This window comes from Streptococcus sp. 2022WUSS135, assembly GCF_044427045.1.
GTDB lineage: Bacteria > Bacillota > Bacilli > Lactobacillales > Streptococcaceae > Streptococcus > Streptococcus hashimotonensis.
Genome location: NZ_JAOTGL010000010.1, coordinates 20,368 through 40,857 on the forward strand (window position 1 = coordinate 20,368; position 20,490 = coordinate 40,857).

Consider the following 20,490-nt stretch of genomic DNA (forward strand, 5'->3'; position numbering starts at 1 on the left):
TTATTATACTATTTCTTACGAGAAAAAAGATTGAAAAAATTGTGTTCTAAACAGACTTTTTCTTCAATCCGAAATTTTATGTAAAATACTGTTCTAATTCAAACTTTTCAATCCCTTTTTTAGTTTCTATATACTGTCGTAACTGGTCGTTGGCTCTTGCATTTCCAAATCTATCGAAAACAATATTTTGAATTTGATTATCATTCTTCATTAACTGATATATATTTCTGCTAATGCCTAATCTTAGTACTTCTATTTCCCTTTTATCAAAAGTTTTGTATAAGAAATAGTCGAATTGTTCTCCGGTAATGATTTTAAATTCTTTTAAAGTATTTAGAAGTAAGGTAATTTCATGTCCAATAAAATCCTCATCAATTTGAATCTTGATTACTGCCATATTATACAAATAATCTTCGTCTTCTGAATGACTGCGCAAATCAATATACACATTTGCTTCACCTTTATAAGAATCTGTTTCGTAAGGAACCTCACCAAACTGAGGACCAACATAAACGAAGTAATTGATATCTTTGTTTTTATTTTTGGATATTTCCTCCCCTGAAATTACTTTTTTCCAATATCCCACCAGATTTTCAATCCTATCGTGCAGATTATTAAACGAAAATTCCACAAAATTTTTATAATAATCAATAGTAGCCTCATATCTAAGACGTTTAACATTATTTGAAGGAGAAAAAAACATAGGGTCAATCTGTTTATCACCAGTTACAAAGGTATCAAAAAAAACTTCCTTCATCTTATTAAGTATGTTTTGATGAATATCACCTTCATTAGAAACCACTGATGTTCTTTTAATCACATCCTCTAATTTCTGCATTCCAGCATCAGTATAATTTAATACTTGTTGGGCTCCCGCCTTGTTTAATTGAGTGAAAAAATCTGGAGTGGTATACTTTTCAATGATTCTATTTTCAACATTTCTAATCTCCTCTACTTTATTTTTTTGCTTTGTATCAGTAAATTGTTCAAGCATTGGATTTCTTACATTGTCAACAGACCTCCCTCTTAAACTTTTAATCTTCTTCTCTAAATTTCCACCTTGGTTTTGCGGATAGGTTTCCATATCTATAAAGTGTACCGGAATTAATATTTTGGATAGTCGCTCCCCTGATTTAAAAATATCATTTAAGCGATTCACCCTTCCGATTAAATTATTTAAATCACTAGGACTTTTAAAACCTGTGATATAAATTAAGTTATCTATGGGAAGATTCATACCTGCAAGAACGACCGAGTTCGCAACAAAATTTTGTAAAAAATGTGACTCTCTCACATACTTTAATAAATAATTCCTTATTATCAAAGGTAACCGCCCATGTAGATAAACAATCCCTCTTGAAAGGTATTTAATTAGCTTAAACTTCGGATGAACAATTTTTTGTAATTCCTCTTGTAGTCTTTTTATATCTTTCGGTATCACCTTTAAAGGTAATGAACTATATAGTTGTTCTGTGTAACTTTCTATCCATTTTGGACGATATAGAAAATGTAAATTTTTACTAAACTTTTGAGAAGTATTTGATATGTGGTCCATTTGATTTTCTATTTTTCCAATTTCGATAAAACAATCTAAAAATAAGTCATAAACAAATTCCACCTTATCTTTGTTGACGTATTTTATATCTAAAATTTTTAAATTATTTGTGATCTCATATGATTGTATAGGATTTCCACCAACTAAAACTAGGTTGGCAATATCTTGAATTGTCGGAGATAGATAAATCAATTTTATATTTGGATTTTCAATTTTCGATATTCTTATTAATCTGGCGAGAAGTAAACTACGATTTGATAAAACATCTCTAAAATTGAAATTCAGTAACTCATGAGCTTCATCAATATAAAGTACATCAAAAACCATACCTTCTTCTATCAACCTCAACGCTCGTTCTTGAGTGACAATAGCTAAAACTCTTGTATCTTTTTCCAAATTGTAGTTTTGATCATGGATAATTATTTTTCTATCCATTATTTTTTTCTTTGCTTCTCGAAAAGTTTGATCAATTAGGGCTTTTGTAGGAACAATTATTGCTACAATATGAAAATGACTATTAGCTTTCAAATGTTCAAAAATTAACTCACTTTTTCCATAAGAGGTGGGAGCAAGAAATGAAATTTCTGAATAAACAGATGACAACACTTGTTTAAAGACCTTATTTTGTTCTAAGGTTTTAACTTTCCCATCATCAACAAAATCTTCAATATCAAGATTAGAGATTATATGATGCATAGTCGGTGTTGAAATTAAATTATCATCTAATATCTTTCTAGCAATAGGGTAATAACCATAATTAACCGAAAAATCATATAAAGCTCTAAAATTTTCTATTTTAAAACATGTTATTGCAATAATCTTATAAGCAAACTCTATCAAAAGGTACTTATCATTTATTAAATAATCCTTTTTCTTTTTCTGCCTATCTATATCTTTTTGATATTCTTCCATTATTACTAATGCTATTGAAAATAAAAATTCTGCCTCCCTGCTTGAAATTTCCTTTTTCTTATATAGTAAATTAATAATATTCTTCGATAAGTCCTTGCTATTTTTTATTCTGGTTAATAAACTTTTTCCTCCATCTGATTGACTAACCATTAGCAATTTCCTCCATGATATCAATAAAAATTTGCTGACTACTCAGATCAACGACTACAATTTTTTCATTCCAAGTCTGATGGCCACCAATGTAGTTATGAATATTAGATACATTATTTGAAGGTAAGGGAGCTACAACAGTTGAACCAATAATTAAATTACATTCTGACAATTTTTTATTATTTTGATTCATATAATCCACACTAAGCTTCTCTAGTTTGGCAACTAATGATTTATTAGCAGTTGCAACTCTTACATGAGATGCTGCATTTTCCCATGGATCATTTGATGTTCTTCCCTCAAGTTGATCAGAAATCCCCTTATAAGCTCTATCAATAGTATCTTTGTGTGTCCCAGTGTGTGTAGACTTACTTTCTACCAACCAAACTTCACTACCTCTAGTGTAAACACCGTCAAATCCCTTTTTAGGAGAGTTTTCTTCCAAATTTTTATAACAAAATTGCTGTTCAAAACCATTATCTCGCAGTATGCAAATCAAAAAGAATTCAGCAGCAAATCCTGAGTTTATCCGTGGGTCCTTAAAGCCAGTTACAGTAGAAGCAACTCTGTCTTTTTTAAGAAGATTCAAGTAAATCTTTCTTGCTATAATCTCTACTGGGTAAGTGCTGTTCTTTCCTTTTGCAATTTCAACCAATGCTTCTTTTATAAATTCTTTCTCTGATTGTGTTAAGTCTGGAATAGCTGCATTAAGAACCTCAACTTCATTTTTACTGAGGCTCAGTACAGGATTGCTAGAAATTGTGACTTGTGAAATTGGTTCAAAGCGGTTATTAAGTAATGGCATTTAAAGCTCCTTTTCATTCATTGCCAGCTAGCTCATCCTACTTTCTGTCAAATTTTATCTCACTTATTTAACATCTGCGATACAGTTAAAGAAAACGATAGTAGCTTCAATAAATATTCAATTGAATATGTTTATCCTCAGTTCACTAATTTTTTGCATCGTGAGGTGTGCAACAAGCTGGGTTTCCAACTTTCTCCACTCAATCCACCATGCCATAAATCTCTGCCAAGTCCTGGGCTGTGACAATACCAACAAGATCCTCTGGCGAATGAAGCTTCCCGCTCGCCTGACGACTGACTAGGACGGTTGTGCGCTTACGCCCCTCAAAATGATTAATTACCTGATAAAGATGGGCTGTTATTGGCAGAACAATTACCTGAATACTATCTTCCTCACAAGCTAGTACGTCTTCTAGACTAGCTTCCACCAATTTTTCACGTATAGAGCCCGTTTCCTTACTTGCCTTGGCCAACCAATTTGTCAATCCCTTGTCAGAAACCAGGCCTTGATAAACCTTGTCAGAAAAAATCGGAAACTTAGAAAAATGCTCTTGCTCCACAATTTCTAAAGCCTTTATCAATTTGTCCTTGGCTTCAAAAATAACCGGCTTAATTTTCTGGGTCTTTTGTAAATAGTCGGCAATGGTAACCGGTTCTTGGTACTGGGCTATCACTTTTTCCAAAACAGTGATCAATTCCTGCGAAGGTTGGGCTACTTCCTTCAAACCTGTTCGTTTCTCATGAACCATGAGATTACGCAACTGACGAGCTACATAGAGTTTATCCCAGTTCGCCTCAACGGGATTATGTCGCGTCAATTCCTTTGCCTTGGTCAACATAGAGCCTACATCTGCATATTCCCCATCCGCAACACCGCACACCTTGCGCAAGACCTTATCCAAGTCATTGAATAACTCTAAAAAACGGGTTTCATTCATCTTAATCTACCATTGCTGATTTCAAATAGGCATCTACCATCCGCTCAGTCGCAACTACAGAATCCAAATGGGTCCGCTCGTAGGAATGGCTAGATTCAATGCCAGCACCCAGTAGGGCATGCTTGACATCTGCACCAGCTCGCATAGCTGCCGAAGCATCGGAACCATAGTAAGGATAAATATCCAGCTTGTAAGGAATTCCATCTCTTTCAGCCGAGGCTATCAAGTGCTGACGGAGTTCATAATGGTAGGGACCTGAGCCGTCCTTGACACAGATAGAAACCGTGTACTCATCCGTCTGCTGGTCATCTCCCATTGCCCCCATATCGACTGCCAAATATTCAACCACCTGAGCAGGAATGCTGGAGTTAGCACCGTAGCCGATTTCCTCATTGTTTGAAAAATAGAAATGTGTCGTATAAGGCAAGATCGCTCCCTCTTCCTTATAGACTTTCAAAAGATGAAGCAAGATAGCTGCGGATACCTTATCATCCAAGTGACGACTCTTGATAAAGCCAGTTTCAGTCACAACAGTCCGAGGATCAAATGATATAAAATCTCCGACTTCAACACCCAAGGCCCGCGTCTCGTCCGCATTGGTCACTTTTTCGTCCAAACGAATTTCCATATTGGTCTGATTGCGCTCAGCGGTACTGGCATCTCGGTAGACATGGACAGAGGTCTGGTGCATAAGAATGGTACCTGTGAAGGTCTTACCATTCTTGGCACAATGAATCAAGCAGTTTTCTCCCTCAATAGAAGGGTATCCAAATCCTCCTACCAAATCCATTTTGAGTCGGCCATCTGGCTTCACTGCACGCACCATGGCCCCCAGTGTGTCCAGGTGAGCAGTCACCATGCGGTGTTCCTGGTCATTTTCCCCCGGAACTGTCACCAAAACACCACCTTTAGCGGTCTTACTAGCAGCATAGCCGAAACTTTCAACCTCTGCCTTGATGTAATTCATAATATCCGTCGTAAAACCAGTTGGCGACGGAGTGTTGGTCAATTTAACAATGTAATCAAGTGTCTTCATGAAAACCTCCTTATTTGAAACTATTATATCACGTTTTAGGTAAATTTTTTGCTATAATGAAGGTATGAAAACCTATCAGAAAATATATCTCCTTTTAAAAGAGAGAGAGGATTATGTCAGCGGAGAAGATTTGGCACAGGAATTGGGCATTTCACGGACATCCATTTGGAAGGCCATTCGCCAGTTAGAAACACATGGTTTAACTATTGAGGCTGCCCGTAATCGTGGCTATAGATTAGCCGAAGGCGATTTACTCCTACCCGAATTAATCTCTCAGGAGCTTCAACTACCTGTCCATCTGAATACGGATAGCGACTCCACCCAGCTAGATGCCAAACAAGGTATTGAATCAGGTCATACTAGTCCTGCCCTATATCTAGCTCCCTATCAGAATAAAGCCAAGGGACGATTTGGGAGACCCTTTTATGCCTCCAAGTCAGGTGGCATTTATATGTCGCTTCGTCTCTCTCCCAATGTTCCATTTCTAGAATTCAAGCCCTACACCATTTTAGCTGCAGCCGCTGTTGTGAAGGCCATTCAATCTCTTTGCGACTTGGACGTCCAAATCAAGTGGGTCAATGACATCTATCTCGGACACAAAAAGGTCGCTGGCATCCTCACTGAGGCTATCTCTTCTATGGAAAACCAACGGGTAACCGATGTCATTATCGGTATCGGCATCAATGTCCGCATAGACGATTTCCCTAAGGAATTACAACAATCAGCAGGAAATCTTTTCGAGGAACAACCACCATTTACCCGCAACCAACTCATTACTGCCATCTGGAAAGCCTTCTTAGAAACCGATGAGAAGGAACTAATTGCCCTTTACAAAGAAAAATCACTTGTCGTTGGCCAACAAGTGAGCTTTGTAGAAAATCAAGTTGAATTTAAGGGTACTGCCATCGCTGTTACTGATACAGGAAACCTGGTTATCCAGTTAGATAACGGCAAAGCAAAAATTATCTCCAGCGGAGAAATCAGCCTTACTTCTTGGTCTGCTTCTCCACCAAACGAATAAATTTAGTCACCTTGTAAGCAAAATGAAGATTCCGATAGGCGATAAAGGCGTAGATACCTGCAATCAAGAAATCTCCTGTCAAAATCGATGCATTCATAAAATAAACAGCTAAAATAGTTGTAATGGCTAAAAAAAGAAATTGTGGAAGTTTCATAAAATAGATTATACCAAAAATTCAGTCAACTGGCTGAATTTTTATATGCTTTCTTGATAGGTTTCGATTCTTTTCTAAACAAGAAAACACCAACTAAATCAGTCAGTGTTTCTTAAGGAGATATGAAAAATATTTAGGATTGAATATAGTATAAAATATCTATCAAAACTATTCATCAGTCTTAGGGCTGATATTTTTTAATCATTCAAAATCTCTACTGAGTCCGCTAGAAAGCCAAATTCTTCTGGAACTGGACTGGCTTCTTTTTCGGTTTCTTGTGTCTTTTGCCCTTTTGCCTTAGCCGAAAATTCAGCACGAATACTTACCCAATCTTCCTGAGCAATGGCCAAAATCTGTGGCGAGAAGCCTGCAGCCTTGCTGAGAATATTACCAAACATGGTATTGAGATTGTCCCGTTTCATAGTCTGTTCAGCATTGAGTGGAGACTCAAAGGCCAAAATCGCATGATTTTCATTTGCAGCGACTGGTTGAGAACCAACAAGCAAGGCACGATCTGCTCCTGATAAACTCTCAATAATTTCTCCCCAAGCATTCTGCAAGCGAGTCAAATTTTCACGCGCCAAGGTTGGATTTTCCATAGCTTCCTGCAAAATAGCATGAACCTTGCTGGTATCCAATCGGTACTTCTTCGGAGCCTGCGGCTTGCGTGAAACTGGCTTAACAGCACTTGGTTGACTAGATAATTGACCTAGTTGTTTCTGTAAATCCGCAACTTGTTGTTGCAGACTGGCTAGTTGCCCCAGTAAATCAGCTGGCAGCTCCGCCATTGCCCCCGAAGGAGAACTATCTTCAGCCAAACGAATGGTCATCATTTCAGCGTAAATCTTCGGTTGAGGACTGGACTTGATGTCCGCCAAACCCCTGGTCACCATCTCAATCATGGTAAAAATCCGTGCCTGCTCAAGAGCTAGATTTTCTGAAAAACCTGCTGTTAAATGCGTATCCTCACCACCCGTCTGCACGATAAGGACATCTCTCAAATAGTGCAAAAGATCTGTCGCAAAACGGCTCATACTCTTTCCTTGGTCAAACAAGGTTTGTAGATGCTGGAGAGCTGTGACACTATCCCCTTGACGCAGACTTGCCACATAGTCATCCAAGGCACGCAAGCTGATAGAACCCGTAATTTCCTCAGCAATTTCCAAGGTCACTTGCTGGTCCTGACTAAGGCTGAGAGCCTGATCCAAAATGGATAGGGCATCCCGCATCCCCCCTTCTGCCCGACGCGCAATGATTGTCAGAGCCTGCTCGTCAAAAATTAGCCCTTCCTTGGTCAAAATTGCAGCCAAGTGCTCCTGAATGTCCGTCACCTTGATGGACTTAAATTCAAATCGTTGCACCCTTGACAGAATGGTAGCAGGAATCTTGTGCAATTCCGTCGTTGCTAGAATAAAGACCACATTTTCCGTCGGCTCTTCCAAGGTCTTCAAGAGAGCATTGAAGGCACCAGTAGACAGCATGTGGACCTCGTCGATGATATAGACCTTATAGGTCGCAAGACTAGGTGCATAGGTCGATTTATCACGAATATCACGAATTTCATCCACACCATTGTTGGAAGCAGCATCAATCTCAATCACATCTTCCAAACTACCTTCCGTAATCGCTTGACAAATATAACAGTCGTTACAAGGTTCACCATCAACCTGATTGGGGCAATTCATGGCCTTGGCAAAAATCTTAGCTGCCGATGTCTTACCCGTACCACGAGGACCTGAAAAGAGGTAGGCATGGCTAATTTTCCCCTGCTCAATAGCTTGCTTGAGCGTGGTTGCAACCACCTCCTGCCCCACCATCTCCCCAAAGGTCTGGCTTCGGTACTTCCTATATAAAGCTTGGTACATTAGCGTTTTTCTCCAAACATAGCAAAATTCCAGTCCGTCTTCTCCACTAAGAGTGCGACGAACTGCTCAAGGTATTCCTGGTCAATGGTATCGTAATCAGCGACCAACCTCGAATCCAAATCCAAAACGCCCAGCAACTGGTCGTTTTTCACCATTGGCACAACGATTTCTGATAGGGCTGTCGCATCGCAGGAAATATAGTTATCATGTAGACGAACATCGTCTACGAGAATAGTCTGGCGCTTAGCTGCAGCCTCACCGCAGACACCCTTTCCAAGTGCAATGTGAACACAGGAAACGCCACCCTGAAAAGGCCCCAAAATCAATTCACTACCATCATATAAGTAAAATCCTGTAAAGACAGAGTTTGGTAGAGCTTGATTGAGCAAAGCAGAAGCATTTGATAGATTGGCTAAAGCATTGGTTTCACCATCAAGAAGAGCTTCCAATTGAGCCAATAATAGTTGATAATTTGAAATTTTTTCTTGTTTTGTCATAGGAACATTATAGCATAGTTAAGCCGACTTTTATAGTCCGAGCGATAAAGAAAAGGCTTGCGCCTATTTCCACATCCAGTACATAATCACTGCATCAATCAATACCCCTATAGCCCAGGCTAGTTGAAAATACTTTTTCTGTGTCTTATGCCGAAAATGGGTTCCACCTGCCCAGGCACCCAGCCCGCCACCAAAATAGGACATGAGTAATAAGGTCTTTTCTGAAATCCGATAGGCGTTCTTTCTTGCCTTTCCTTTATCCATACCATAGGTAATGAAGACAACTAAATTCCAAACTACTAGCGCCATACTAACCATCTGTTTGATTGACATACATTCCTCCAATTAAGTCACATTTCTTCTTACTCTAACATAATCCAAAACAGGACACAAGGAAAAACGATTCGGAAATCCGAATCGTTACATTTCTGCCAGTGTATCCTCTAACCATTTGAGCTGGGCACGGTTGCGTTCAATAGCCCGTGTCAAAATCAAATAGTGTCCATAATTGTCTTGGATACTTTCCTTGGTTGAGAACAGCTCAACTTTACGACTGTCTAGGTGTTTTAAGTGCTTGGTGACTAGTTCAATTTGACTCTGCAACAAACCAGGAATCCGTGGGTCATCCTTTTCACGGATAAAAAACATCTTGATTGAAAACAAGTCTTTTTGCTGAGGCGTTTCTTCATTTGGAATGGATAGCCATTCGTCTAAAATCTGACGACCAGTAGCCGTCATCGCATACTGCTTTTCCTTTTCATTTCCAGGTACTGCATGACAAGTAATCAATTCTTCCTTGGTCATACGCTTTAATTCTGGATAGACTTGGCTATGGGCAACCTGCCAAAATTCGCCTAAATCACGTTGAACATAGTCGGTAATCTGTTTGCCAGTTACCATCTGACCGCTAGCACCCATAATCCCTAATATGATATGAGGTAATATTCTTTGCTTGGGCATCTTAACCACGCTCTCTTAATATACTCTCCACCTTGGTGTTAATCAAGTCGATGGCTACAACGTTGCTGACGCCTTCAGGAATGACGATATCTGCATAGCGCTTGGTTGGCTCGATAAACTGGTGATACATTGGTTTCACCACCGAGGTGTACTGCTCAATGATACTATCTAAGCTACGGCCACGCTCTTCCATGTCTCTCTTAATGCGGCGAATGATACGAATATCGTCATCAGTATCGACGAATATCTTAATATCCATTAAATCCCGCAACCGTTTGTCTTCCAATACTAAAATACCTTCCACAATAAATACATCTTGTGGTTCCTGACGATAGGTCTTCTCTGAACGTGTGTGCTGAGTGTAATCATAAATCGGAATATCCACTGAACGTCCTGCTAATAGCTCACTGATATGGTAAATCATCAAATCCGTATCAAAAGCCAGTGGATGGTCATAATTGGTCAGTATCCGTTCTTCAAAGGTCAGGTGGGACTGATTCTTATAATAAGAATCGTGTTCAATCATAGATATACGAGCATTTGGGAAATTATCCAGAATGGCACGTGACACACTTGTCTTGCCACCCCCAGATCCGCCGGTTACGCCAATAATAATGGGTTTCTGAGTCATCATCATCTCCTTCTATTTTCAATACTATTTTACCATGAAACATGGTATAATGAAAAGGATAACACAAAAGAAATGAGAATTTATGCTTAATTTTGGTATTGTTGGCACCTCAGACATCTCTCATCGTTTTATAGAGGCGGCCCATTTAAGTGGACATTATCAGCTACAGGCTGTTTTCTCCCGTAAACTAGAAACTGCTGCTGCCTTTTCAGAGCAGTATGAAGGAGTCGATTTATACACAGAATGGGTAAAATTTCTTTCTGCTCCCATTGATGTTGTCTATATTGCCAGTCCAAATGCCTTGCACTTTGAACAGGCAAAAGCGGTTCTAGCTGCTGGTAAACATGCTATTGTTGAGAAACCCATGGTTTCTACACCTCAGGAATTAGGACAATTGCGTCGCGTTGCCCAAGAAAATAATGTTTTCCTCTTTGAGGCTGCTCGAAACTATCACGAACAGGCTCAAACCATTATCCGTGAATTTTTGATGGATAAAACGATTTTGGGTGGTTCATTTGGGTATGCCAAGTATTCTTCTAAGATGCCTGAATTGTTGGCTGGGCAAATACCAAATATCTTTTCAACTGATTTTTCCGGTGGTGCTCTCATGGATCTAGGTGTCTATACGCTCTACGCCGCTATCGGTATTTTGGGAACTCCCAGAACGGCCCGCTATGTAGCACAACAGCTACCTTCTAGTATTGACTTAAATGGTTCGGGACAACTCATTTATGACAACTATATCGTCCACATTCAGGCAGGAAAAAATATTACGAGCAATCTAGCAAGCGAAATCTATACAAATGATGGAACACTAACACTCAACGCATGCCAGCATATCAGCTCTGCTATTTTCACAAAACATGACGGAGAGCAAATTGTTTTACCAATCCAAGCGGCCCAGCACCCTATGCTCGAAGAAGCGCTAGAAATTGCACAGGCAATCAAGCAACAAAACCGCGAGCTTGTGGACCAGTGGTTGGCTGTGGCAGAAAGCGTCCATCAAACACTTTACACCATGCGTCAAGACGCAGGAATACTCTTTAAGGCGGATAACAATGAAATCTAAATTTCCCTCCAGCTGGACGGACCAGCTTACCCTACTTGGCTTTGAGGACTTTACTCCTATCCAAGTCCAGGCCTTTGAGCCTATTGCAAACGGCAAGTCCCTTCTAGCTATCAGCCCAACAGGCACAGGAAAAACCCTTGCCTACCTCTGGCCTAGCCTATTAGCCCTAACTCCTAAAAAAGCCCAACAATTGCTCATTCTCGCACCAAATACAGAGCTGGCTGGCCAAATATTTGATGTTTGTAAGACTTGGTCGGAGACAATTGGGTTGACTGCTCAACTATTCTTATCTGGTTCCAGTCAAAAACGCCAGATTGAGCGACTAAAAAAAGGACCAGAAATCCTGATTGGAACACCTGGTCGTATTTTCGAGTTGATTAAATTGAAAAAAATCAAGATGATGAATATTAACACCATCATCCTAGATGAATTTGATCAGCTATTCTCCGATTCTCAATATCAGTTTGTCGAAAAGATTATTAACTATGTACCTCGTGACCACCAGTTGATCTACATGAGTGCAACAGCTAAATTTGACCGTCAAAAAATTGCTCAAGACATTGAAAGCATTGATTTATCTGAGCAGAAATTGGATAATATCCAGCATTGCTATATGATGGTAGATAAGCGTGAACGTTTGGAAACTCTACGTAAGTTTGCCAATATCCCTGATTTTCGTGCTCTTGCATTTTTTAACAGCCTATCAGACCTTGGTGCAAGCGAAGATAAACTACTCTATAATGGAGTGAATGCAGTTTCATTGGCTTCTGATGTCAACGTAAAATTCCGCAAGGTCATCATCGAACGTTTCAAAAATCACGAACTCAATCTTCTACTTGCTACAGATATGGTCGCACGTGGTATCGATATTGACAACTTAGAATGTGTCCTCAACTTTGAAGTTCCTTTTGACCAAGAAGCCTACACTCATCGTTCTGGACGTACTGGACGCATGGGCAAGGAGGGACTTGTCATTACCCTAGTATCTAGTCCTAGCGAATTAAAACAATTAAAAAAGTATGCCTCCGTCCAAGAAGTCATTCTCAAGAATCAAGAGCTCTACAAAATATAATGAACAATATACAAAAGGCTTAGAACCAGTGTTTCTACTAACGTGATTCTAAGCCTTTTATCATTCTTACCGGGCTGGACCAGATAATTCTTGTGAATAATAGATTAATTGAGGATTGAGAGGACTGGCGAGTAAGTCTGTTACAGTAACCATATTGTAGCCCTCACCTGTTAAGTATTGCAATACAGACTCGAGGCTATCAACTGTTGACTGATGAATATCATGCATTAGGATAATACTTCCTGGACAAGTCTGTTCTTTTATTTCTTTCAAAATGGCTTGGGGATTGCGACTCTTCCAATCTTTAGAATCGACCGACCAATAAATCGATGGAAGTCCCATCTGATTGACAACAGCCTGGTTAACCGAACCATACGGAGGGCGAACCATTGTTGGTACAATACCTGTAGCTTCAGTAATAGCTGCCTGTGTATCTTGAATTTCTCTCTGTACTTGCTCCCCAGAAATAGTGACTAGATTAGGATGATTCCACGTATGGTTGGCGATGACGTGCCCTTCCGCTACCATTCTACGGAGAATAGCTTCATTCCCAGCTACAGCCTTACCAACAACAAAGAAAGTTGCTTTGGCATTATATTTTTTCAGTAAATCTAAAACTACCGGTGTTGTGTTCGGATTTGGTCCATCATCAAAGGTTAGAGCTACCTGTCTCAAATGTTTCTTATCCACAACTTGTGCAGCCATATACTCATCATAGCCAACCTTATCAGCATCTACTAGGTAATCACTCTTCACTACTGGGTACAAATCTGAAATTGGTAGAACCAACTGGTTGATGCCGTAACCATCTGGTAATTGTAAGGTTAATTGGCTATCTCCATAACTAAAGGAAATAGCATTTAAGTCTAGCGTTTCAAACTTTTTGACAATCGCTTCTACATCAATCTTTTCCATTCCTTGAGCAAGTAAGGCTTCTCTTAGATGATCAACAATAATACTTGCTGCAGAGGATAAATTAGGTAATAAATCTTCTAGGGTAAACAATTCATTGTCTTGCGTCAACAACACACGCTCAGACGGGAGTTTATCCTGCTTTTTAATTTGCAAGTTGTCTACTTTATAATGCTCCGCTTGAATTTCACGAGCTGTTACATTTTTAAAATTAGTTTTTCCCTCTATTGACGAAACAAAGACCAATTTTTGAATTTTTCCTGCTGGTTTTTTATGACCAAAGCGTCTTTGAACATACGAAATCATTCGACTTTCTACAGGTCCTAAGACTTGACCTGCATCATCTGTAGGTAAGGCAGCCACAACATGGGTCGTATCAATATTCCCCTCTTGAATTTTGCCCTTGCCTTTAGCGAGGATGGTTTGTTGTTTCTCCTCGATAAACTGACTAACTTGTCTTTCTTGAAGTCCTGCAAATAACCATAAAGCCAAACTTACCATCATTCCGAGCAAGGCGATGTTGATTCCCAACCAAAAACTAACTTTTTTCATCTCCAACCTCCCATTCAAAACATATATAAACTATGCTAAATCATTTAAAAGCTCTTGTCAAGACAGTTCTATAAAAACTCATAAAAAGATTAGGCAATACTCTTCGAAAATCAAAATTATCCGTTGTCAACTTGCCTTGATGAACTCCAGTTCTATCTTCGGCTTCGTTTCCTAGGCTACTTTTGATTTTCATTGAGTATAAATAATTGATTTACTTCCTAATGCCCTCCCTTCTGCCATTTTCTGATTTTTTTCTGAAAAGAAAAAGACTGCCTAGGCAATCTTTTCTAAATTAATCTGCTCGAATAACCTCTACACGGTAGCCATCTGGATCTGTCACAAAATAATAACGACCTGGACTTCCTGGCAAGCCCTTGATGTCTGTCGTTGGATAGCCCAATTCTTTATGTTTCGCATTGTCCCCTTCTAAGTCATCCGAAGAAAGAGCTAGATGCGAGAAGCCATCCCCTACGATATAGGGACCATGATCATAATTGTAGGTCAATGCAATCTCAAAGTCATCCCCTTCAAGTGCTAAGTAAACCAAGGTAAACTTGTGCTCTGGATAGTCCTTGCGACGGGTTTCCTTAAATCCAAATGCTTCTTCATAAAATTTTTGAGATGCTTCTAAGTTCTCAACACGCAAACATGCATGTAGCATTTTTTTACTTGCCATAATAAACTCCTCCTACCTTTTAATACCACCAGTATACCATACTCTCTATGAAAAATCCGATATTCAAAACTAAAAAAGCCTGAGCGAACTCAGGCCTTAAATGAATTATGCTTCCAAGTAGTACTCTTTCACAATGTTCAAGTTTTCATCCAATTCGAATACAAGTGGTGGGAAGTTTGGAATTTCCACATCCATGATTTCGTCATCAGACAATTGTTTGATGTGTTTTACAAGGGCACGGATTGAGTTACCGTGTGCACCTACGAATACGTTTTTACCGTCTTTCAATGCTGGAGCAATTTTATCTTCCCAGAATGGAAGGGCACGCTCAAGCGTTACTTTCAAGTTTTCTGCATCTGGAATAACTGAATCATCAAGGTGTGCATAGCGACGGTCAGTGTGTGCTGAATGCTCATGATCTTTAGCCATTTCTGGTGGTAAAGTATCATAAGAACGACGCCAGATGTGAACTTGCTCATCACCAAATTCAGCAGCTGCTTCAGCTTTGTTCAAGCCAGTCAAACCACCGTAGTGACGTTCGTTCAAACGCCATGATTTTTCAACTGGTACCCACAATTGATCTGCAGCTTCAAGAGCCAAGTTTGTAGTCTTGATAGCACGTTTCAATACAGATGTGAAAGCAAGGTCAAATTCGATACCTGCTTCTTTGATCAATTTACCTGCATCGATTGCTTGTTGTGTACCTTTTTCAGACAAATCAACATCAGCCCAACCAGTGAAAAGGTTAGCTTTGTTCCATTCAGACTCACCATGGCGAGCAAAAACCAATTTTACCATTTATGGATTCTCCTTTAAATTTTGAGGTTCCCCTCTTATACTTCTCTATTTTACACGAAAAGGTAAAAAAATGCCAGCCTTTCCACAATCTGTGTACGCTTTCATTACTCTTTCATGTAAATTCAGTCTCTAGACCTATCTTTCTTCTTAGAAAAAAGACAAAATAATGGTATAATGGTAAGGCTGAACACGACAGTTCAAAACGATACCACTATAGGAGTTATCATGAAAAAAGTAGCTATCGTGTCTGCCTATCGTTCTGCCATCGGCAGTTTCGGAGGTAGTCTGAAAGATATTGAAATCGCTGATTTAGGGGCGCAAGTCCTCGAAACAGCCTTAGCTAATAAAAACATCCCTGCAGACAGCGTTGATGAAGTTATCTTCGGAAATGTTCTATCAGCAGGACAAGGACAAAATATTGCACGTCAAATTGCTATTCGTGCAGGCATTCCTCAGACAGCCTCTGCCTATGCAGTCAATAAAGTCTGTGGTTCTGGTCTCAAATCAGTCCTTCTTGCCACACAATCAATCCTTCTCGGTGACAATGATGTAGTTGTGGCTGGAGGCATTGAAATCATGAGCCAGGCACCTTATCTATCCAAAACTAGCCGGTTTGGTAGTAAATTAGGGCATATTAGTCTGGAAGATTCCATGTTAACAGATGGTTTGACAGATGCCTTCAACGACTATCACATGGGCATTACTGCAGAAAATGTTGCTGAACGCTATCAAGTCAGTCGCGCAGAGCAAGATGCTTTTGCATACAGTAGCCAAGAGAAGGCTGCAAAAGCTATTGCTGAGGGAAGATTTGTTGACGAAATTGTTCCTATTAGACTAAAAAATCGGAAAGGCGAAACTATTTTTGCCACAGATGAGTATCCTCGTCTGACGCCAATTGAAAAATTGGCAACACTCCGTCCAGCTTTCAAAAAAGATGGAACCGTCACCGCAGCCAATGCTTCTGGCATCAACGACGGCTGTGCTGTCTTGGTACTCATGTCTGATGAAAAAGCCAGTGAGCTAAATATCCAGCCACTCGCCTATATTGAGGCCTATGCAACAAGCGGTTTAGATCCTGCCTATATGGGGTTAGGTCCTATAACAGCTAGTCAAAAAGCCCTTGAAAAAATCGGCAAATCCGTCGAAGATATTGACTTATTTGAACTCAACGAAGCTTTCGCAGCCCAATCAATTCCAGTTGTCAAACAACTCAGCATTAATCCTGCAAAAGTCAATGTCAATGGTGGTGCTATCGCCCTTGGACATCCAATCGGAGCTAGTGGTAGTCGAATCCTAGTCACTCTGATTCACGAATTAATCAAGCAAGAAAAAGAGCTTGGTCTTTGCTCACTTTGTATCGGAGGCGGTCAAGGTATCTCCCTAATCGTTTCCAATGCGCAAACAAGTTAACCTATCATTTGTACACAAAGGATATATTATGAACATCGGTATTGATAAAATCGGATTTGCGGCACCCGATTATGTTTTAGATTTGGCTGATTTAGCCCAAGCCCGCAATGTGGACCCAAATAAATTTAAGATTGGTCTTCTTCAGTCTGAAATGGCTGTAGCTCCTCTCACTCAAGATATTATCAGTCTTGGGGCAAAGGCTGCCGAAGCCATTCTGACAGAAGAAGATAAACACACCATTGACATGGTTATTGTCGGCACAGAATCTAGCGTAGATCAAAGTAAGGCTGCTGCCGTCACCATTCATGGATTACTCGGTATTCAGCCCTTCGCTCGCTCCATCGAGATGAAGGAGGCCTGTTACGGTGCAACGGCTGGACTAAGTCTTGCCAAAAGCCATATCGCTCAATTCCCAGAATCAAAAGTCCTAGTCATTGCTAGTGATATTGCAAAGTATGGAGTCGCTTCTGGCGGTGAACCTACTCAAGGTGCTGGTGCAGTTGCCATGTTGGTAACCGCAAACCCACGAATTTTGGTCCTCAACAATGATAATGTCTGCCAGACACGTGACATCTACGACTTCTGGCGTCCTAACTACGACAAATATCCACGTGTTGATGGTAAATTTTCAACTGAACAGTACACCGATTGCTTGACGACAACTTTCGACTACTATCAACAAAAAACAGGCAAAACCCTCAACGATTTTGCTGCCATGTGTTTACACATTCCTTTCTCCAAACAAGGTCTTAAAGGATTGCAGGCTATCACTCAGGACGAAGAAACATTGGAACGTTTGACAGAGCGTTTCCAAGAAGCAATCGTCTATAATAAGGTTGTCGGCAACATCTACACTGGCTCTATCTTCCTCTCCCTCCTTTCCCTTTTGGAAAATAGCAGAGCTTTAGAGACAGGGGATCAAATCCTCTTTTATAGCTATGGTAGCGGCGCCGTCTGTGAAATTTTCAGCGGTCAACTCGTTGAAGGTTATCGCGACCACTTACAAGAAAATCGTTTAGAACAACTCAATCAGCGTACAAAACTCAGCGTTAAGGAATACGAACAAGTCTTCTTTGAAGAAATTACCCTTGATGAAACTGGTTCATCCCTTGACCTACCAGAAGACCAAACTCCCTTTGCCCTTATCAAAGTGGACAATCACAAACGTATCTATCGTAAATAGAAGCCAAAACGGCGCCCTTTGGCTCTCACCAAGGGGCGCTTTCCTATAGAAAGAGGAACCTATGTCAACTTTTTCCGGATTTTATAAAAAATCACGCCAAGAGCGCATTGATATTCTCCGTCAGAATCGTTCCCTATCCGAAGATAGCTTAGACGTTCTATACAAAGACGAAAACCTGCCAGAAGCAATTGCGGGAAAGATGGCAGAAAATCATCTAGGAACGTTTTCCTTACCTTTTTCTGTACTTCCAGAACTTCTAGTGGATGGACAAACTTATTCTGTACCGATGGTTACTGAAGAACCTTCTGTGGTTGCAGCTGCGTCTTCCGGAGCCAAAATCATCGCTAAATCTGGCGGTTTTACAACGACTATTCACAACCGTATCATGATTGGACAAGTTGCTCTCTACGATATTTCGGACCATAGCAGAGCGACACAGGCGATTCTTGACCAGAAGGAGAGTATTTTAGAAACTGCCAATCAAGCACACCCTTCTATTGTTAAACGAGGGGGCGGTGCAAGAGAATTGACTGTTGAGAGTAAGGATGAGTTTTTGATTGTCTATCTTCAAGTTGATGTACAAGAAGCCATGGGAGCCAATATCCTCAATAACATGTTAGAAGCTGTTAAGGATGACTTAGAAGAGCTCAGCAAGGGACAGGCTTTGATGGGAATCCTCTCCAACTATGCAACGGAGTCACTGGTCACCGCCCAATGCCATATTGCCATCTCTAGTCTGGCTACCAGCTCTGCCATTGCTCAAGAAACTGCTCAAAAAATAGCCCTGGCAAGCAAACTGGCGCAAGTGGACCCTTATCGTGCTGCGACACATAACAAAGGAATTTTTAATGGTATAGATGCTGTCGTTATCGCTACAGGAAATGACTGGCGGGCAGTCGAAGCCGGGGCCCATGCTTATGCCAGCTGTGATGGGCAATACAAGGGGCTTTCTACTTGGTCCATTGATGGCGAGTACTTGGTCGGCTCCATCACCCTACCTCTTCCGATTGCCTCCGTCGGTGGCTCTATCGGGCTCAATCCAAAGGTAGCAGTCGCTTTTGACCTTCTCCAACAACCAAAGGCACGCCAATTAGCTTCTATCATCGCTTCTGTCGGTCTCTGTCAGAACTTTGCTGCCCTGCGCGCTCTTGTTACTTCAGGGATTCAGGCTGGTCACATGAAGCTTCACGCAAAATCCCTAGCGCTACTTGCTGGTGCCGAGGAGCATGAAGTAGACCAACTAGCCCAACTCCTGCGGAAAGAAAAGCACAGCAACCTAGAAACTGCTCAAAACTTATTAGCAAAAATGAGAGAACATTAAAAAGAGGGACTCCCTCTTTTTTAATTTATTATTTGCTCCATACGGAACTTTTGCGGTTTCATTCCTTGGCGTTCATAAAAACGGACAGCTCCTGCATTGTCAGCCCATACATCCAAGGTAAGATTGTGGCAACCCTGCTCCTTAGCATAGGAAAGAGCAAATTCATAAAGTTGCTCGCCAATTTTTTGACCACGCGCCGAATTGGCTACACACAAATCATCAATAAACAAGGTTTTAACTGGTTCTAAAACATCGCCTGTTGCGATAGATAATTCACAAAAAAGATGCCCAACCACTTGTCCCTCTAGCTCAAAGACAAAAATAGGCTTATCTGGATTTTCTAAAAGTGCTACTAATTCAGCCTCAGAAAATTTTTGACCTGCACTTTTAAAAATATCTGGTCGTGCCTGGTGATGCACCTGTAAAATATCTTGAAGCAATTCATTTAAAACTGGAATATCAGATTGTCTAGCTTTACGGATTGTCATAAAAAATCTTCCCTTTTTTATTTTTTCTATTATAACACATGTTTATTTTTTAACAAAATAGGTCTACAGACCGATGAAGAATCTGAAAATTCGAGTATACTATAGGTGTATCCTAAAATTTTTCATAAATCTCCTAAAAAATCAGCTGGCCAAGGCTGGTTTTTTTGTTGTCTTAAAACGAGAATGTGTACTGTAGAAAACTACTAATACTCTTCGAAAATCAAAATTATCCGTTGTCAAGAGCCTTGATGAGTGAAAAGCTCCAGTGGAGGTTTTCAGCCTGTTACCTTGAAATAAGAAAGTAACAGAGTTCTATCTTCGGCTTCGTTTCCTAGGCTACTTTTGATTTTCATTGAGTATAAAGCTTCTCCCTCTTTGACGCAAAATGTTTTTGCTTCATTTCCAACCTCCCAGAGTCACTTCCCTGACTCTGGGAGCCCCAAAACACAGAAAAAAGCCTACTGCACAACGCAGAAACGTTGATAC

At 40.2% G+C, this 20,490-nt stretch carries 20 protein-coding genes; 6 read left to right on the top strand and 14 right to left on the bottom strand.

Annotated features, from left to right (window positions below; all coding sequences use genetic code 11):
- Nucleotides 1–76: 76 nt before the first annotated feature.
- The 4 genes from ODU45_RS04750 to ODU45_RS04765 form a co-directional block, all read right to left on the bottom strand.
- A complete protein-coding gene (locus ODU45_RS04750; protein ID WP_398580851.1) occupies nt 77–2,617 on the bottom strand; it encodes a DEAD/DEAH box helicase in 2,541 nt (846 codons plus the stop codon).
- A complete protein-coding gene (locus ODU45_RS04755) occupies nt 2,610–3,422 on the bottom strand; it encodes a hypothetical protein (RefSeq protein ID WP_228475725.1) in 813 nt (270 codons plus the stop codon). The genes ODU45_RS04750 and ODU45_RS04755 overlap by 8 nt, the downstream gene beginning before the upstream one ends.
- A 199-nt stretch (nt 3,423–3,621) precedes the next feature.
- Nucleotides 3,622–4,359, bottom strand: a complete 738-nt coding sequence (locus ODU45_RS04760; RefSeq protein ID WP_161943512.1) for a hypothetical protein — start codon at nt 4,357–4,359, stop codon at nt 3,622–3,624.
- Nucleotide 4,360: 1 nt separating this feature from the next.
- The gene (locus ODU45_RS04765) at nt 4,361–5,395 is read right to left on the bottom strand and encodes a M20/M25/M40 family metallo-hydrolase (RefSeq protein WP_172030387.1); all 1,035 of its coding nucleotides are present in this window, start codon (nt 5,393–5,395) and stop codon (nt 4,361–4,363) included.
- 64 nt (nt 5,396–5,459) lie between these two features.
- Here ODU45_RS04765 and birA point away from each other — a divergent pair, with 64 nt between their 5' ends.
- The gene (birA, locus tag ODU45_RS04770) at nt 5,460–6,416 is read left to right on the top strand and encodes a bifunctional biotin--[acetyl-CoA-carboxylase] ligase/biotin operon repressor BirA (RefSeq protein WP_398580852.1); all 957 of its coding nucleotides are present in this window, start codon (nt 5,460–5,462) and stop codon (nt 6,414–6,416) included.
- Here the strand turns inward: birA and ODU45_RS04775 are convergent.
- The 6 genes from ODU45_RS04775 to udk all read right to left on the bottom strand — a co-directional run bounded on the left by ODU45_RS04775 (nt 6,382) and on the right by udk (nt 10,523).
- On the bottom strand, nt 6,382–6,570 hold the full coding sequence (locus ODU45_RS04775; RefSeq protein WP_002936839.1) for a DUF3272 domain-containing protein: 189 nt from the start codon (nt 6,568–6,570) through the stop codon (nt 6,382–6,384). The genes birA and ODU45_RS04775 overlap by 35 nt on opposite strands.
- Nucleotides 6,571–6,767: 197 nt before the next feature.
- The gene (gene dnaX, locus ODU45_RS04780) at nt 6,768–8,435 is read right to left on the bottom strand and encodes a DNA polymerase III subunit gamma/tau (protein WP_398580853.1); all 1,668 of its coding nucleotides are present in this window, start codon (nt 8,433–8,435) and stop codon (nt 6,768–6,770) included.
- On the bottom strand, nt 8,435–8,932 hold the full coding sequence (locus ODU45_RS04785) for a GAF domain-containing protein (RefSeq protein WP_044667986.1): 498 nt from the start codon (nt 8,930–8,932) through the stop codon (nt 8,435–8,437). The genes dnaX and ODU45_RS04785 overlap by 1 nt, the downstream gene beginning before the upstream one ends.
- A 63-nt stretch (nt 8,933–8,995) precedes the next feature.
- Nucleotides 8,996–9,265 (bottom strand): DUF1294 domain-containing protein, encoded by a 270-nt coding sequence (locus ODU45_RS04790; RefSeq protein WP_002940218.1) that lies wholly within the window; start codon nt 9,263–9,265, stop codon nt 8,996–8,998.
- An 87-nt stretch (nt 9,266–9,352) separates the two neighbouring features.
- Nucleotides 9,353–9,892, bottom strand: a complete 540-nt coding sequence (locus ODU45_RS04795) for a PadR family transcriptional regulator (protein ID WP_024400271.1) — start codon at nt 9,890–9,892, stop codon at nt 9,353–9,355.
- 1 nt (nt 9,893) lies between these two features.
- Nucleotides 9,894–10,523, bottom strand: a complete 630-nt coding sequence (udk, locus tag ODU45_RS04800; RefSeq protein ID WP_002936217.1) for a uridine kinase — start codon at nt 10,521–10,523, stop codon at nt 9,894–9,896.
- Nucleotides 10,524–10,605: 82 nt separating this feature from the next.
- On the opposite strand from udk, the gene ODU45_RS04805 reads away from it, so the two are divergent.
- A complete protein-coding gene (locus ODU45_RS04805) occupies nt 10,606–11,592 on the top strand; it encodes a Gfo/Idh/MocA family protein (RefSeq protein ID WP_398580854.1) in 987 nt (328 codons plus the stop codon).
- Nucleotides 11,582–12,664: a DEAD/DEAH box helicase gene (locus ODU45_RS04810; protein ID WP_205014932.1), complete on the top strand. Its 1,083-nt coding sequence runs from the start codon at nt 11,582–11,584 to the stop codon at nt 12,662–12,664. The genes ODU45_RS04805 and ODU45_RS04810 overlap by 11 nt, the downstream gene beginning before the upstream one ends.
- 66 nt (nt 12,665–12,730) lie before the next feature.
- Here the strand turns inward: ODU45_RS04810 and ODU45_RS04815 are convergent, their stop codons facing one another.
- The 3 genes from ODU45_RS04815 to ODU45_RS04825 form a co-directional block, all read right to left on the bottom strand.
- On the bottom strand, nt 12,731–14,128 hold the full coding sequence (locus ODU45_RS04815; RefSeq protein WP_398580855.1) for a polysaccharide deacetylase family protein: 1,398 nt from the start codon (nt 14,126–14,128) through the stop codon (nt 12,731–12,733).
- Between the two features lie 292 nt (nt 14,129–14,420).
- On the bottom strand, nt 14,421–14,804 hold the full coding sequence (locus ODU45_RS04820) for a VOC family protein (RefSeq protein WP_398580856.1): 384 nt from the start codon (nt 14,802–14,804) through the stop codon (nt 14,421–14,423).
- Nucleotides 14,805–14,909: 105 nt separating this feature from the next.
- Nucleotides 14,910–15,602 carry a phosphoglycerate mutase gene (locus ODU45_RS04825; RefSeq protein WP_002936226.1) on the bottom strand — a complete coding sequence of 231 codons (693 nt, stop codon included), beginning with the start codon at nt 15,600–15,602 and terminating at the stop codon, nt 14,910–14,912.
- A gap of 225 nt (nt 15,603–15,827) precedes the next feature.
- Between ODU45_RS04825 and ODU45_RS04830 the strand changes: the two genes are divergently transcribed.
- The 3 genes from ODU45_RS04830 (at nt 15,828) to ODU45_RS04840 (ending at nt 19,516) form a co-directional block, all read left to right on the top strand.
- Complete coding sequence (locus ODU45_RS04830; RefSeq protein WP_174853425.1) at nt 15,828–17,012, top strand: acetyl-CoA C-acetyltransferase; 1,185 nt, start codon at nt 15,828–15,830, stop codon at nt 17,010–17,012.
- Between the two features lie 28 nt (nt 17,013–17,040).
- Nucleotides 17,041–18,195, top strand: a complete 1,155-nt coding sequence (locus tag ODU45_RS04835; protein WP_398580857.1) for a hydroxymethylglutaryl-CoA synthase — start codon at nt 17,041–17,043, stop codon at nt 18,193–18,195.
- A gap of 61 nt (nt 18,196–18,256) precedes the next feature.
- A complete protein-coding gene (locus ODU45_RS04840; RefSeq protein WP_398580858.1) occupies nt 18,257–19,516 on the top strand; it encodes a hydroxymethylglutaryl-CoA reductase, degradative in 1,260 nt (419 codons plus the stop codon).
- A 20-nt stretch (nt 19,517–19,536) separates the two neighbouring features.
- Here the strand turns inward: ODU45_RS04840 and ODU45_RS04845 are convergent, their stop codons facing one another.
- Nucleotides 19,537–20,004 carry a GNAT family N-acetyltransferase gene (locus tag ODU45_RS04845; protein WP_398580859.1) on the bottom strand — a complete coding sequence of 156 codons (468 nt, stop codon included), beginning with the start codon at nt 20,002–20,004 and terminating at the stop codon, nt 19,537–19,539.
- Nucleotides 20,005–20,490: the final 486 nt, after the last annotated feature.

Excerpts from the sequence above, each read along its gene's own strand:
- ODU45_RS04810 (WP_205014932.1), top strand. The coding sequence starts at position 11,582 with ATGAAATCTAAATTTCCCTCCAGCTGGACGGACCAGCTTACCCTACTT.
- ODU45_RS04840 (WP_398580858.1), top strand. The coding sequence starts at position 18,257 with ATGTCAACTTTTTCCGGATTTTATAAAAAATCACGCCAAGAGCGCATT.
- ODU45_RS04815 (WP_398580855.1), bottom strand. The coding sequence starts at position 14,128 with ATGAAAAAAGTTAGTTTTTGGTTGGGAATCAACATCGCCTTGCTCGGA.
- ODU45_RS04785 (WP_044667986.1), bottom strand. The coding sequence starts at position 8,932 with ATGACAAAACAAGAAAAAATTTCAAATTATCAACTATTATTGGCTCAA.
- ODU45_RS04760 (WP_161943512.1), bottom strand. The coding sequence starts at position 4,359 with ATGAATGAAACCCGTTTTTTAGAGTTATTCAATGACTTGGATAAGGTC.
- ODU45_RS04835 (WP_398580857.1), top strand. The coding sequence starts at position 17,041 with ATGAACATCGGTATTGATAAAATCGGATTTGCGGCACCCGATTATGTT.
- ODU45_RS04845 (WP_398580859.1), bottom strand. The coding sequence starts at position 20,004 with ATGACAATCCGTAAAGCTAGACAATCTGATATTCCAGTTTTAAATGAA.
- ODU45_RS04755 (WP_228475725.1), bottom strand. The coding sequence starts at position 3,422 with ATGCCATTACTTAATAACCGCTTTGAACCAATTTCACAAGTCACAATT.
- ODU45_RS04790 (WP_002940218.1), bottom strand. The coding sequence starts at position 9,265 with ATGTCAATCAAACAGATGGTTAGTATGGCGCTAGTAGTTTGGAATTTA.
- birA (WP_398580852.1), top strand. The coding sequence starts at position 5,460 with ATGAAAACCTATCAGAAAATATATCTCCTTTTAAAAGAGAGAGAGGAT.
- ODU45_RS04830 (WP_174853425.1), top strand. The coding sequence starts at position 15,828 with ATGAAAAAAGTAGCTATCGTGTCTGCCTATCGTTCTGCCATCGGCAGT.
- ODU45_RS04750 (WP_398580851.1), bottom strand. The coding sequence starts at position 2,617 with ATGGTTAGTCAATCAGATGGAGGAAAAAGTTTATTAACCAGAATAAAA.
- ODU45_RS04795 (WP_024400271.1), bottom strand. The coding sequence starts at position 9,892 with ATGCCCAAGCAAAGAATATTACCTCATATCATATTAGGGATTATGGGT.
- ODU45_RS04825 (WP_002936226.1), bottom strand. The coding sequence starts at position 15,602 with ATGGTAAAATTGGTTTTTGCTCGCCATGGTGAGTCTGAATGGAACAAA.
- dnaX (WP_398580853.1), bottom strand. The coding sequence starts at position 8,435 with ATGTACCAAGCTTTATATAGGAAGTACCGAAGCCAGACCTTTGGGGAG.
- ODU45_RS04805 (WP_398580854.1), top strand. The coding sequence starts at position 10,606 with ATGCTTAATTTTGGTATTGTTGGCACCTCAGACATCTCTCATCGTTTT.
- ODU45_RS04765 (WP_172030387.1), bottom strand. The coding sequence starts at position 5,395 with ATGAAGACACTTGATTACATTGTTAAATTGACCAACACTCCGTCGCCA.
- ODU45_RS04775 (WP_002936839.1), bottom strand. The coding sequence starts at position 6,570 with ATGAAACTTCCACAATTTCTTTTTTTAGCCATTACAACTATTTTAGCT.
- udk (WP_002936217.1), bottom strand. The coding sequence starts at position 10,523 with ATGACTCAGAAACCCATTATTATTGGCGTAACCGGCGGATCTGGGGGT.
- ODU45_RS04820 (WP_398580856.1), bottom strand. The coding sequence starts at position 14,804 with ATGGCAAGTAAAAAAATGCTACATGCATGTTTGCGTGTTGAGAACTTA.